Annotated in this window: 10 protein-coding genes; 2 read left to right on the forward strand and 8 right to left on the reverse strand. The window is 69.4% G+C overall.

Annotation, left to right across the window (positions count from 1 at the left end; translation table 11 throughout):
- Positions 1-27: 27 nt before the first annotated feature.
- From BM013_RS23290 to BM013_RS23315, 6 genes are read right to left on the reverse strand one after another with little or no spacing between them, the layout of a single operon-like run.
- Positions 28-954, reverse strand: a complete 927-nt coding sequence (locus BM013_RS23290; protein WP_093130030.1) for a 2-hydroxyacid dehydrogenase — start codon at positions 952-954, stop codon at positions 28-30.
- Positions 951-2624: a dipeptide ABC transporter ATP-binding protein gene (locus BM013_RS23295; protein ID WP_093130031.1), complete on the reverse strand. Its 1674-nt coding sequence runs from the start codon at positions 2622-2624 to the stop codon at positions 951-953. The genes BM013_RS23290 and BM013_RS23295 overlap by 4 nt, the downstream gene beginning before the upstream one ends.
- Positions 2624-3523, reverse strand: a complete 900-nt coding sequence (locus tag BM013_RS23300; RefSeq protein WP_093130032.1) for an ABC transporter permease — start codon at positions 3521-3523, stop codon at positions 2624-2626. The genes BM013_RS23295 and BM013_RS23300 overlap by 1 nt, the downstream gene beginning before the upstream one ends.
- A 12-nt stretch (positions 3524-3535) precedes the next feature.
- Positions 3536-4477, reverse strand: a complete 942-nt coding sequence (locus BM013_RS23305; protein ID WP_177206584.1) for an ABC transporter permease — start codon at positions 4475-4477, stop codon at positions 3536-3538.
- Between the two features lies 1 nt (position 4478).
- Positions 4479-6071 carry an ABC transporter substrate-binding protein gene (locus tag BM013_RS23310; protein ID WP_093130033.1) on the reverse strand — a complete coding sequence of 531 codons (1593 nt, stop codon included), beginning with the start codon at positions 6069-6071 and terminating at the stop codon, positions 4479-4481.
- Positions 6072-6118: 47 nt separating this feature from the next.
- Complete coding sequence (locus tag BM013_RS23315; RefSeq protein ID WP_093130034.1) at positions 6119-7561, reverse strand: amidase; 1443 nt, start codon at positions 7559-7561, stop codon at positions 6119-6121.
- Positions 7562-7832: 271 nt separating this feature from the next.
- Between BM013_RS23315 and BM013_RS23320 the strand changes: the two genes are divergently transcribed.
- Both BM013_RS23320 and BM013_RS23325 read left to right on the forward strand, forming a co-directional pair.
- Positions 7833-9059 carry a pyridoxal-phosphate-dependent aminotransferase family protein gene (locus BM013_RS23320; RefSeq protein ID WP_177225544.1) on the forward strand — a complete coding sequence of 409 codons (1227 nt, stop codon included), beginning with the start codon at positions 7833-7835 and terminating at the stop codon, positions 9057-9059.
- Entirely contained in the window at positions 9056-10213 is a 1158-nt protein-coding gene (locus tag BM013_RS23325; protein WP_093130036.1) for a CaiB/BaiF CoA transferase family protein, read from the forward strand. Before BM013_RS23320 ends, BM013_RS23325 begins: the two co-directional genes overlap by 4 nt.
- A gap of 45 nt (positions 10214-10258) precedes the next feature.
- On the opposite strand, the gene BM013_RS23330 is transcribed toward BM013_RS23325, so the two are convergent.
- Both BM013_RS23330 and BM013_RS23335 read right to left on the reverse strand, forming a co-directional pair.
- Positions 10259-12331 carry a 2Fe-2S iron-sulfur cluster-binding protein gene (locus BM013_RS23330; protein WP_093130037.1) on the reverse strand — a complete coding sequence of 691 codons (2073 nt, stop codon included), beginning with the start codon at positions 12329-12331 and terminating at the stop codon, positions 10259-10261.
- A gap of 39 nt (positions 12332-12370) precedes the next feature.
- Positions 12371-12982, reverse strand: a complete 612-nt coding sequence (locus BM013_RS23335; RefSeq protein ID WP_093130038.1) for a glutathione S-transferase family protein — start codon at positions 12980-12982, stop codon at positions 12371-12373.
- Between the last annotated feature and the right edge of the window lie 57 nt (positions 12983-13039).

Genomic DNA, 13039 nt, shown 5'->3' on the forward strand with positions numbered 1-13039 from the left:
CGGAATCAGGGGGAAAGATGAAGGGGTTCAGTAGCCGCGGCTCATGTCGACCACGTTGTGAAGAGGCTGGCCGGCTTCAAGCCGGCGCACGTTGTCGGCCACCTGCTGCGCCACCACGGCGGACGAGGCCATGGTCGCCATGTGCGGCGTGACGATGACGCCAGGCGCCTGCCACAGCGGGTCGTCCTGCGGCAGCGGCTCGCTCGCGAACACGTCGAGCACGGCGCCGCGCAGCTGGCCGCTGTCGAGCGCGGCCAGCAGGTCGGGCGCCACCAGGTGCTCGCCGCGGCCGCAGTTGACGATGGCCGCGCCGCGCGGCAAGGCGTCGAAGGTGCGCTTGCCGAGAATGCCGCGCGTGGCGTCGGTCAGCGGCAGCACGCACACGAGCACGTCGGTGCTGGCCAGGAAGGCGTCGAACGAGGCGGGGCCGCTGAACACCGTGAGGCCCTCGATGTCGTGCGCGGTGCGCGACCAGCCGTTCACGGCGTAGCCCAGGCCGAGCAGGCTGCGCGCAATGGCGCCGCCGAGCTTGCCGAGCCCCATGAGGCCGACGCGGCATTCGCCGGCCGGCGTCTGCAGCGGCCGTTGCCAGACGCGGTTGCGCTGGTTGGCCATGGCCACGTCGAGCCTGCGGTGAAAGTGCAGCACCGACCACAGCACGTACTGCACCATGCCGTCGGCCAGCTTGGGGTCGACCACGCGGCACACGGGCAGGCCGCGCAGGTCCTGCCCGGCCACCACGTTGTCGACACCGGCCGCGATGCTGTGCACCAGCCGCAGCCCGGGCATCTGCGCGTACACGCCGGGCGGCGCGTTCCAGCACATGGCGACTTCGGCCTCGCGAAAGGCCGGGTCGGGCCACACCACCACGTCGAGCTCGGGCGCGGCGGCCCGCACCAGCGGCGCAAAGTAGGCGAGGTTGGCCGACTGGCTGATCAATGCGACGCGCGTCATGCCAGTGCCTCCTCGGCCATCCGAGGGTCCTGCGGCTTCTGCCCCGGAATGGCCGACAGCAGTTCGCGCGTGTAGGCGGCCGAAGGCTGCTCGAACACCTGCCTGGCCGTGCCCAGCTCGACCACCTTGCCGCGCTGCATCACCGCGATGCGGTGGCACAGGCGCGCGGCCACGCGCAGGTCGTGCGTGATGAAGACGATGCTCAGGCCGAGCCGCGCGCGGATCTCTTCCAGCAGGTCGAGGATCTGCGCCTGCACCGACACGTCGAGCGCCGACACGGCCTCGTCGGCGATCAGCACCTCGGGCTCCATCATCAGCGCGCGCGCAATCGACAGGCGCTGGCGCTGCCCGCCCGAGAACTCGTGCGGAAAACGCTGCAGCGCGCTCGCGTCGAGCTGCACCAGCGCGAGCATGCGCAGCATGCGCGCCTCGACCTCGGCGCGCGTCTCGCCGTAGTTCATCGGGCCTTCGGCCAGCGAGCTGCCGATCTTCATGCGTGGGTTGAACGAGCGGAACGGGTCCTGGAAGATCATCTGCACGCGCTTGCAATGGGCACGCCACTGCGAGCGCGACAGGTGCGTCACGTCGATGCCGTCGAGCAGCACCTGCCCGCCGGTGGGCGCGGCCATGTGCGCCAGGCAGCGGCCCAGCGTGGTCTTGCCGGAGCCCGACTCGCCCACCACGCCCAGCGTCTCGCCGCGCGCCAGCGACAGCGACACGCCGTCGAGCGCGTTCACCACGCGCCGGCGCGAGGCGAAGAAGCTCGCGGTTTCGTAGCGCAGCGCGAGGTTCTTCACCTCGAGCACGGTGTCGCCACCTTTTTCATGCGCGTCGGCGCCGAACTCGCCGCGCGGCACCGCCGCCAGCAGCTTGCGCGTGTACGGCTGCTGCGGGTTGCGCAGCACCTCTTCGACGGTGCCGCTTTCGATGATTCGGCCGCGCTGCATGACGATGACGCGGTCGGCAATCTCGGCGACCACGTCGAAGTCGTGCGTGATGAAGAGCACGCCGTTGTCGTGCTTGTCGCGCAGCTCGTTCAGCAGGCGCAGCACCTGCGCCTGCGAGGTCACGTCGAGCGCGGTGGTGGGCTCGTCGGCAATGATCAGCGCGGGCTTCATAGCCAGTGCCATCGCGATCATCACGCGCTGGCGCTGGCCGCCGGAGAGCTGGTGCGGAAAGGCGCTGCGCAGCGTCTCGGGCGAGGGCAGCTTCACGTCGACCAGCAGCGCGAGCACGCGCCTGGCGACCTCGGCCGCATTGAGCGAGGCGTCGTGGAACTCGAAGACCTCGGCAATCTGGTCGCCCACGCGCATCAGCGGGTTCAGCGCGGTCATGGGCTCCTGGAAGATCATGGCCATGCGGTCGCCGCGCAGCGCGCGCAAGCCGGCGCGCGAGGTGTGCGTGATGTCCTTGCCTTCGAGCAGGATCTGCCCGCGCTCGAGCGTAAGCACGTCCTTGGGCAGCAGGCCCATCACGGCGCCCGCGGTCACCGACTTGCCCGAACCGGATTCGCCGACGATGCAGACGATTTCCTTGCGCGCCACCGTGAGGCTGATGTCCTGCGCGGCATAGGCGCGGTCGCTGGTGCCGGGCAGGCGCACGTGCAGGTTGCGCACCTCGAGAATGGGCGCGAGCGGGGACGCGGAAGGGTGGGGGGTGTGGGTCGGCATCAGTTCCTGCCTTTGCGCGCGAGGCGCGGGTCGAGCCGGTCGCGCAGGGCGTCGCCGAACATGTTGATGGCCAGGATCAGCAGCGCGAGAAAAGCGCCGGGAAACAGGATGATCCAGGGCGCGCGCTGGAAGTACGGCCGGCCCTCGGCAATGATGCTGCCCAGGCTGGGCACCTCGGGCGGGAAGCCCAGGCCCAGGAAGCCCAGCACCGCCTCGGTGAGGATGGCCGCGGCGCACACGAAGGTGGCCTGCACCACCAGCGGGTTGATGGTGCTCGGCAGGATGTGCCAGGTGAGCACGCGCAGGGTCGACGAGCCCATGCCGAAGGAGGCCTCGACGTACGGCTCTTCACGCACCGACAGCACCACGCTGCGCACCAGGCGCGCGATGCGCGGCACCTCGGGGATGGCGATGGCCAGCACCATGGTCGAGATCTGCGCGCCGCCCAGCGCCACCATGGCAATGGCCAGCAGCAGGCCCGGAATGGCCATGATTCCGTCCATGAGCCGCATGATGAAGGAGTCGAGCCGGCGAAAGTAGCCCGCCACGATGCCGAACAGCAGGCCCACCACCACCGAGCTCACGCTGACCAGCAAGGCCAGCGAGATCGACAGCCGGCCGCCGTGGAGGATGCGCGAGAACAGGTCGCGCCCGAGCGAGTCGGTGCCGAGCCAGTGCGCGGCCGATGCGCCCTGCAGCCGCTCGCGCGGCGCGATGGCCGCCGGGTCCTGCGAGGCCAGCAGCGGTGCGAACACCGACACCGCGATGAGCACCAGCAGCAGGAGCAGCGACACCAGCATGACGCGGTCGTGCAGCAGCACGGAGGCCGCGGCACGCAGCCGGGAAGGCGCGCGCGTCGGGGATGAAGTTGAAGGAGGATTCGTCACAGCGGCTGGCATGGTCGTTCCGTGTCAGTAGCGGATGCGGGGATCGAGCAGCACATAGATCAGGTCGATGGCAAGGTTCACGAACACGTAGATGAAGGAGAAGAACAGGATCGTTCCCTGCACCACCGGGTAGTCCCGCGCGAGCACGGCGTCGACGATGAGGCTGCCCACGCCGGGAATGTTGAAGATGGTCTCGGTGACCACCACGCCGCTGATGAGCGTGGTGACGGCCACGCCGACCACCGTGACGATGGGCGCCGCCGCGTTGCGCAGCGCATGGCGGAACAGCACGTAGCGCTCGGGCGCGCCCTTGGCGCGCGCGGTGCGCACGAAGTCTTCGCCCAGCACGTCGAGCATGCTGGCGCGCGTGATGCGCGTGATGAGCGCGACGAACACCGTGGCCAGCGTGAGGCTGGGCAGCACCAGCCGGTACAGGAAGCCGCCCACGCCGTCGGCCAGCGGCGCATAGCCCTGCACCGGAAACCAGTTGAGCGTGACCGAGAACACCAGGATCAGCACGTAGCCCACCACGAAGGCGGGCACCGAAAACGCGAGCACGGTCAGCGCCATGGTGACGCGGTCGAACGCGCGGCGGTGCCACCAGGCCGACAGCACGCCCAGCGGAATGGCCAGCAGCACGGTGAGCAGCAGCGAGGTGAGCGCGAGCGCGGCCGTGGGGCCGATGCGCGCGCCGATGAGCGCGGACACCGGTTGCTTCGACACGATCGAGGTGCCCAGGTCGCCCTTGGCCAGGGCGCCCATGGCCAGCGCGTACTGCGTGGGCAGCGGCCGGTCGAGGCCGAGGTTGGCGCGGATCTGCGCGATGGTTTCCTCGCTGGCCATGTCGCCGGCAATGACCCGCGCCGGGTCGCCGGGCGCCATGCGCAGCAGCAGGAACACCACCGTGGCCACGATCAGCACCACCGGCACGGCGGCGAGCAGGCGCTTGAAGACGAGGCTCAGCACGTCACTTGCTCGACCAGAACAGGGGCAGCTGCGCGTCCACGAGCTTGCCCATCTTCGCGTCGAAGGCCTTGTACTCGATGACTTCGCCCAGCGGCACGTAGAACACCTGCTCGTACGCACGCTTCTGGATCGCCTGCGCGATCTGCGCGCGCTTGGCGGCGTCGGGCTCGCTGGCGAACTGGTCGCGCAGGCCTTCCATGGTGTCGTCCTTGGTCCAGCCGGGGTAGCCCACTTCGCCGCGGCCGTCCAGGTTGGGGTTGACCACCGGGTTGATCAGGTCGAGCACGACGATGCTCGACTGGAAGATGCTCCAGCCGCCCTTGTCGACCGGGTCCTTCTTGGTGCGGCGCGCCAGCAGCGTGGTGAAGTCCATGGCCTGCATGTCGACGTTCATGCCGATGCTGCGCAGCGCCTGCGCGGTGATGGGCGCGATGTTGACCAGGCTGCGCACGTCGGTCGAGTGCAGCACCACCACCTTCTCGCCCTTGTAGCCGCTCTCCTTCAGCATCTGCTTGGCCTTGGCCAGGTCGGGCTTGTGGATCTGCGTGGCGCCCTCTTCCGACTTGTAGGGCGAGGAGCAGGTGAGCACCGCGCCGCACACGCGGTAGCGCTTGGGGTCGCCGATGGAGGCGTCGAGGTAGTCGAGCTGGTAGAGCGCGGCCATGGCGGCGCGGCGCACCTTCACGTTGTCGAACGGGGGCTGCATCCAGTTCATGCGCAGCGTGTACATGTTGGTCTCGCGGCTCTTGGGCGCGGTGCTGACGCCCTTCACGCCGTCGAACTGCGACAGCAGGTCGGGCGCGACGTTCTCGATGAAGTCGATCTCGCCGTTGCGCATGGCGTTCACCGCGGTCTGGCCGTCGGCGATGTTGACCACCTCGAGGCGATCGATGTTCACCACCTTGCCGCCCGCGAAGTTGCTGGCCGGCTCGCTGCGCGGCACGTAGTCGGCAAACTTCAGGTAGGTGGCCTTCACGCCCGGCTGGAAGTCGGCCTGCACGAACTTGTAGGGGCCGGAGCCGACCATCTCGGTGACGGCTTCGTTGGGCGAGGTCGCGGCCAGGCGCTTGGGCATTATGAAAGGCACCGGCGAGCCGGGCTTGGCGAGCGAGTCCAGCACCAGGCCGTACGGCTTCTTCAGCTGCAGCGTGAAGGTGTTGGCGTCGACCGCGGCCATCTTCTCGGTGACGGCCATCAGGCGCGTGCCCAGGGCGTCGCGCGCGGCCCAGCGCTGCAGCGAGGCGATGACGTCGTCCGACGTGACGGGCGAGCCGTCATGGAACTTCAGGCCGGGGCGCAGCGTGAAGGTGTAGGTGAGCTTGTCGGGCGACAGCTTGAAGGTGTTGACCATCTGCGGCTGCGGCTTGCCTTCGCTGTCGAGCGAGAACAGCGTGTCGAACACGAGGTAGCCGTGGTTGCGCGTGATGTAGGCGTTGGTGAAGATGGGGTCGAGCACGCGCAGCGGCGCATGCATGACGACCTTCACGGTCACGTCGTCCTTGGCGTCCTTGGCGTCCTTGGCGAAGGACGGCACGGCCGGCAGGGCCATGGCCGCGCACAGGGCGATCGCGGCGAGGAACAGGTTCTTCTTCATGTGGATCCTTGAGGGGGCGGAGGTGAATGAATCGAGGGATGAGGGGTTCAGCCGCGCGCGGCCGGACGCACCGACGCCCAGGGCGCCGCGCGTTCCAGCTGGGCGGACAGCGCAAGCACCTGGTCTTCGCGGCCGAAGTGCCCGATGAGCTGCGTGCCGATGGGCACGCCCTCGGCGGTGCGGTTCATCGGCAGTGTCGCCGCCGGCTGGCCCGAGGCATTGATCACGGCCAGGAAGGTGGCGTAGCGCGACACCTTGCTGCGAAAGTCCCAGAAGCCGCCGGTGAGCGCGAGCTCGCCGAGCTTCACGGGCAGCTGCGTGAGCGTGGTGCTGATCACGATGTCGCAGCCGCGCATGGCCGCCTCGAAGGCGCGGCCGATGGCATGAAAGCGCTGGATGGCTTCCACGTACTGCGTGGCCGCAATGCCCTTGCCGACCGCATAGCCGTCGCGAATGACCTCCTCGATGTCGTCGGCCGCCAGCGCCCTGCCCCGCAGCTTCACGCGCGTGTCGACCGCCAGCACGATGTTCGACGCCAGCACGGACCCGTGCGCGCGCACGAAGGCTTCGTAGTCGATGTCGGGCAGCGGCACCTCGACGATCTCGTGGCCCATGTCGCGGCACAGCGCCACGGTGCGCTCCACGGCGGCCAGGCACTCGGGCGCGATGGCGATGCCGTTCCACGCATGACGCCACACGCCGATGCGCAGCGCACGCTCGGGCGCGCGGCCGATCAGCTCGAGGTAGCTGCCGGCCTTGGGCGGCGCGCCGTACGGTGCGCCCGGCTCGTAGCCGCTGATGGCGTCCATGGCGGCGGCGCTGTCGCGCACGGTGCGCGTGAGCACGCCGTCCACCGCCATGCCGCCCCAGCCTTCGTTGCGGAACGGGCCCATGGGCACGCGGCCGCGCGACGGCTTCAGGCCGTACACGCCGCAGCAGGCGGCGGGCAGGCGGATGGAGCCGCCGCCGTCGCTGCCGTGCGCAACCGGCACGATGCCCGCGGCCACGGCCACCGCCGCACCGCCGCTGGAGCCGCCGACCGAGCGGCTGCGGTCCCAGGGGTTGAAGGTGGCGCCGCCGTTGCGCACGGCTTCGGTCGACGGGCCCATGCAGAGCTCGGACACGGTGGAGCGCGCGAAGGAGATCAGGCCGGCCTTTTCGAAGCGCTCGGTCAGCGTGGCATTCACCGTGTAGGTGGTGTCGTCGAGCAGGCGCGAACCGATGCTCGACGGAAAGCGCGTGGACGCGAGCCCCGAGTCCTTCAGCAAAAACGGAATGCCGCCGAACACGCCGCGCGGCTGCCAGTCGCGCGCCAGCGCCAGCGATTCGTCGAAGCGCTCATAGGTCAGCGCGTTCAGGTCGGCGTGGCGGCGCGCGGCGTCGATGGCGCAGGCCATCAGGCCCTGCGAGCTGGTTTCGCCTTCGGCCAGCAACCGGGCCATCTCGACGCCGTCGAGCGCGTCATATTCGTTCGGCGTGAACGCACTCATGCGTGCACCTCATTCATTAAGTATTGCATTGCGATCTTTAAATATTGCATGTAGATATATTCCCATGTTTGCTGCAACGGGGCAATCCGAACCTCATCGGTACAAACCCGTCATCAGAAAGCCTCATCGTGGTGCATCATCCTCAATAAGTATCTTTAAGCGATACATGAAAATTGCTATACGATTCATTTAAGCAAGCTTCGTGCACAGATTGGCGTGAAGTTCTTCTTTTTCCGCGGCGCGGTGCCGCGACCTTTCCAGGACGATTGCCTTGAACCCTTCTTCCTCATCCCGCATCCCGGGCACGCCCTTCCTTCATGCACCCGGCCCCACGCGGCTGCCGGCGCAGGTGGTGAACGCCATGGGCACCCAGCCGCTGGAGCTCGGCGACCCCGCGCTGGACACGCTCATCGCGCGTTGCGAAGACGGCCTGCGGCGCGTGTTCGGCACGCGCGAGTCCGACGTCTTCCTGTATGCGGCGAACGGCCATGGGGCGTGGGAGGCCACGGTCTGCAACCTCGTGGCACCGGGCGGCTGCGTGGTGGTGGCGGGCAGCGGCACCTTCTCGGAAGCCTGGGCCGCGCATGCCGAAGGGCTGGGCGTGCGCGTGCAACGCACCGCATGCGAAGACGGCCACGCGGCCGACCCCGGCGCGGTCGAGCAGCTGCTGCGCGCCGACACCGCGCGCGAGATCGCCGCGGTGTTCGTGGTGCACACCGACACCGGCAGCGGCGTGACCAGCGACATGCAGGCGTTTCGCGACGCGATCGATGCCGCTTCGCACCCCGCGCTGCTGGTGGTCGACGTGGTGGCTTCGCTGGCCGCCGCGCCGTTCGACATGGATGCGCTGCGCGTGGACGTGGCCATCGGCGCGTCGCAGAAGGCGCTGATGGTGCCGCCGGGCCTGTGCTTCGTGGCGGTCAACGGCAAGGCCATGCGCGTCGCCGACAACAACAAGGCGCCGCGCGTCTACTGGGACTGGCTGCGCCGCAAGAGCGAGCTGAGCTACCGCAAGTTCTGCGGCACGCCGCCGCAGAGCCTGCTGATGGGACTCGACGCGGCGCTGGGCCTGGTCTTCGAGGAAGGGCTGGCGCAGGTCATCGCGCGGCATCGCCTGCTGGCCGGCGCGGTGCAGGCGGCGGTGGAAGGCTGGAGCGAGCGCGGCGACCTGGCCTTCCACGTGCGCAACCCGGCGTCGCGCTCGGTGTCGGTCACCACCATCGCGGTGCGCCCGGGCATCGACCCGGAGGCGCTGCGCACGCTGGCGCGCGAGCGCTTCCAGGTCGGCATTGCGGGCGGGCTGGGCAGCCTCGCGGGCAGGATCTTCCGCATCGGCCACCTGGGCGACCTCAACGCGCCGATGGTGCTGGGCTGCCTGGCGGGCGTGGAGGCCGCCATGAGCGCGAGCGGCATCGCCTACGGGCCGGGCGTGGCGCACGCGGTGCGCGTGCTCTCGGCCCCCATCGAAGAGAAAGACGCGAAAGAGGCCGCGCGATGAACGGCCCGCTGCACGGCGTGCGCGTGATCGACCTGACCTCCGTCGCGATGGGCCCGTACGCGACGCAGATCATGGGCGACATGGGCGCCGACGTGATCAAGATCGAATCGAAGGACGGCGACGTGTTCCGCCATGTGGCACCGGCCCGGCACGCGGGCATGGGGGCGCCCTTCCTGAACCTCAACCGCAACAAGCGCAGCGTGGTGCTCGACCTGAAGTCGGCGCCCGACGCCGCGCAGCTGCGCGAGCTGGTGCGCCATGCCGACGTGTTCGTGTCGAACGTGCGGCCGAAGCCGATGGCGCGCCTGGGCCTGGACGACGCCGCGCTGCGCGCGCTGAACCCGCGGCTCATCTATTGCGCGGCGGTCGGCTTCTCGGAGAAGGGGCGCTATGCGGGCCGGCCGGCGTTCGACGACATCATCCAGGCCATGAGCGGCCTCGCGGCCGTGCAGGCCAACCCGCAGACGGGCCACCCGGCGTACGTGAACACCATCGTGGCCGACAAGACCGCCGGCCTCACCGTGGCCTACGCGGTGGCGATGGCGCTGTACGAGCGCGAGCGCTCGGGCCTGGGCCAGGCCATCGAGGTGCCGATGTTCGAGACGCTGGCCGCCTTCACCATGGTCGAGCACCTCGCGGGCCACACCTTCGCGCCGCCCGAAGGCCCGATGGGCTACGAGCGCCTGCTTTCCAGCGCGCGCCGCCCGTACCGGACGCAGGACGGCTTCATCGCGCTGCTGCCCTACACCACCGCGCAGTGGCAGCGCTTCTTCCGCCTCGCGGGCCGGCCGGAGGTGGCCGAAGACCCGCAGTACATGGAGCCGGCGCAACGCAGCCGCAACATCCACGCGCTGTACGGCATGCTGGCCGACCTGGTGCTGCAACGCACGACCGCGCAATGGCTGGCCTTGCTGGCGGACGCCGACATCCCGCACTCCGAAGTGCTGTCGATGGAGGCCGTGATGGCCGACCCGCACCTGCGGGAAAGCGGGCTCGTGCAAGCGCACGCGCACCCGACCGAAGGGGCGCTGCAGATGCTGGGCATACCGACCGGCTTCTCGCGAACGCCGGGCAGCATCCGCACGCCCGCACCGGCGCTGGGGCAGCACCGCATCGACGACATCGCGAACGAATGGAGCGCCGCCGCGGGGTAGCCAGGTGGCGATGACCGGCTTTCGAGCTCCCGGCATTGCGCCGCGCTACAGGGCCAGCTGCAACGCGCCCTTCGATGCCTGCATGGCTTGCGACGGCACCGCGCAGCAGACCAAGGCCTCGCCTGCTTCCACCGGAAACGACGGCTTTTCCGCATAGGTCACCTCGCCTTCGAGCACGCGCGTCTTGCAGGTGCCGCAGCTCCCGCCGCGGCAACCGAACGAGGGAGAAAGCCCGCGCGCCTCCGCCACGTCGAGCAACGAACCGTCGCCCGGGTTCCAGCGCCCTTCCTTCCCCGATTCCGCGAAGACGATGCGAATCGATTCGGTGGCCGGCGGCGGCATGGCCGGTGCTTCATCGCCACCGGCCGAACGCTTCAACGACGACGGCCCGAAGGCCTCGGCATGGATGCGATCGTCGGCCACGTTCAGCTCGCGCAGGCCGTCGTAGGTCGCCTGCATGAAGGCCGACGGGCCGCACAGGTAGAAGTCGTAGTCACCGAACGGCAGCGTCGCCTTCAGCAGTTCGATGTCGATGCGGCCTTCCTTGTCGTAGTCGCGGCCGACCACGGCGCTGCCGGGTTGGCTGAGCGTGCGAACCCAGCGCACGCCGCCCTTGCCCGCCTCGACCAGCGCGGCGATCTCGTCGTCGAACGGACGCTCCTCGCGCGTGCGCGCCGAGTGGAACAGCCAGGTCGGCCGCAGGGTTCGCGTGCGCTTTCCCTCGTGAACGAGGTGGCGCAGCATCGCGAGCATGGGCGTGATCCCGATGCCGGCGGCGAGCAGCACGACCGGCCGGCGCTGCGCGGCGTCCACCGTGAAACCGCCAGCCGGCGCCTTCACTTCGAGGATGTCTTCGGCGCCAAGCGCATGCAGTCTGCTCGAGGCCTTGCCCTCTTTCTTGACGCTGATGCGGTACTGGCCGTCCGACGGCGCCAGCGACAGCGTATACGTGCGGGTCAACGCCTCGCCGCCGTCCGGCAGCGCGATGCGCACCGGCAGGTGCTGGCCGGCCAGCGGCGGCACCATGGCCACGCCGTCCGCCGGCGCCAGGTAGAGCGAACGGACGGACGCGCTTTCGTCCACCGTGCGCGTCACCCGGAACGGCCGCCAGCGCTGGGCCAGCGCCATCGCGGCCAGTCGCTGGTCGGCGTCGGCCCAGCTGCCGGTCATGAGCAGGTTCGGCGACCAGCCCTCGGGCTCCATGCGCCAGCGCAGCGGCAGGCCTTCGGGGCGGTGCACCACGCGGCGCGGCGTGAAGGTCCACAGCCGCTCGGCGCCCTCGAACGCGGCGATCTCCGGCGAATCGAGCACGACCTTCGCCTCGCCGGTCATCTGCAGCATGTCGCCGGTTTCCGAATCGATGAACAGCAGGCCGGCCTTCGGGTTGAGATGAAAATTTCCCAGCGTCATGAAGAACAGGTTCCCCGAGAAGTCGGGAATGGTGAGCACGCCGTCGTCGCCGATGCGCACGAAGCCGGGCTTGCCGCCGCGATGGGACACGTCGACCTGGCGGGTGCCGTCGTCGCGGTCCACGTAGGAGGCGACGTAGAAGGTGTCGGCGCGCGCAATCATCTCGCGTGCGCGCGCGTCGAGGGCGCCGAGTTCAACCGCGGGGCGTTCGGACAGCACCGCCGGATCGCGCGCGAAACTGAAGTTGCGGTTCTGGATGTAGCGCGGGCAGTTGCCGAAGCTCTGCGTGACCGCGATGTCGAACGCGTTGCCGTCGGTGCGCCTGAGGTTCCCGTTCATGCGGTTGCGCCGGCGCGTCATCAGGTCGATGCCGAGCAGGCCGATCGCGTCGCCCGCTTCCATGCCGCGCTCCGCCGGGTCGCCCGGGTCGCGCCGCGCGCCGATGCGCAGCGTCGCGGGGTCGGGCGACTGCAGGAAGCCCGGCTCGCCCGCGCGCACCGTGGCCCACGCGTCACCCTGCGGATCGACCGCGCCGAGCACCACGAAGTGCAGCAGCGGGTAGAAGCCGCGGTGCTGGTCGAGCAGGAAGTTCCTGACGTACAGCCGGCCCGGCCGGTCCATGAGCCGGACCACGCCGATGCTCTCCTGCAGGGCGAGTTCGCCGGCGTGCCAGGGCGATTCGGCGGTGGTCTGGGGTTGGGTGTTCATGGAAGTGCCGTGCGCAGGGTTTGTCAGGTCATCGGGAAATCAGGCCGCCAGGCCCACCGGTGTCTTGCGGAACTCGACGAAGCCCGGCAGCGCCTCGATGCGCGCGAGCCAGGCCCGCACGTTCGGGTAGGCCTGCAGGTCGACGTTGCCTTCGGGCGCGCGGGCGATGTAGCTGTACAGCGCCACGTCCGCCACGGTGGGCGACGCGGCAACCATGAAGCTGCCGCCGGACAGTTGCGCCTCGATCACCGCGAGCACCGCATGCGCGCGGGTGATGACTTCCTCGGGCTTGAAGCCCGCGCCGAACACCGTGATGAGCCGTGCGGCGGCCGGTCCGTAGGCGATCTGCCCCGCGGCCACGCTCAACCACTTCTGCACCGCCGCCGACGCCACGGGGTCGTCGGGCAGCCAGTCGGTGAGCTTCAGCTTCTTGGCGACGTAGACCAGGATGGCGTTCGAATCGGTCACGACGGTGCCGTTGTCGTCGAGCACCGGCACCTGGCCGAAGGGGTTCAGCGCGAGGAACTCGGGCTTCTTGTGCGCGCCGGCCATCAGGTCGACTTCGACCAGCTCGTGCTGCGCGCCGATCAGGTTCAGGAAGAGGCGTGCGCGATGCGAATGGCCGGAGAGGGGGTGGTAGTAGAGCTTCATGGCAGGTTCCTTGTGTGAGGTGTCGAACAGGCGGAGCACCGTCCGTGGAACCGATGG

The sequence above is a fragment of the Variovorax sp. OK605 genome, assembly GCF_900115445.1.
Taxonomy (GTDB): domain Bacteria; phylum Pseudomonadota; class Gammaproteobacteria; order Burkholderiales; family Burkholderiaceae_C; genus Variovorax.

Excerpts from the sequence above, each read along its gene's own strand:
- BM013_RS23310 (WP_093130033.1), bottom strand. The coding sequence starts at position 6,071 with ATGAAGAAGAACCTGTTCCTCGCCGCGATCGCCCTGTGCGCGGCCATG.
- BM013_RS23325 (WP_093130036.1), top strand. The coding sequence starts at position 9,056 with ATGAACGGCCCGCTGCACGGCGTGCGCGTGATCGACCTGACCTCCGTC.
- BM013_RS23335 (WP_093130038.1), bottom strand. The coding sequence starts at position 12,982 with ATGAAGCTCTACTACCACCCCCTCTCCGGCCATTCGCATCGCGCACGC.
- BM013_RS23290 (WP_093130030.1), bottom strand. The coding sequence starts at position 954 with ATGACGCGCGTCGCATTGATCAGCCAGTCGGCCAACCTCGCCTACTTT.
- BM013_RS23300 (WP_093130032.1), bottom strand. The coding sequence starts at position 3,523 with ATGCCAGCCGCTGTGACGAATCCTCCTTCAACTTCATCCCCGACGCGC.
- BM013_RS23315 (WP_093130034.1), bottom strand. The coding sequence starts at position 7,561 with ATGAGTGCGTTCACGCCGAACGAATATGACGCGCTCGACGGCGTCGAG.
- BM013_RS23295 (WP_093130031.1), bottom strand. The coding sequence starts at position 2,624 with ATGCCGACCCACACCCCCCACCCTTCCGCGTCCCCGCTCGCGCCCATT.
- BM013_RS23330 (WP_093130037.1), bottom strand. The coding sequence starts at position 12,331 with ATGAACACCCAACCCCAGACCACCGCCGAATCGCCCTGGCACGCCGGC.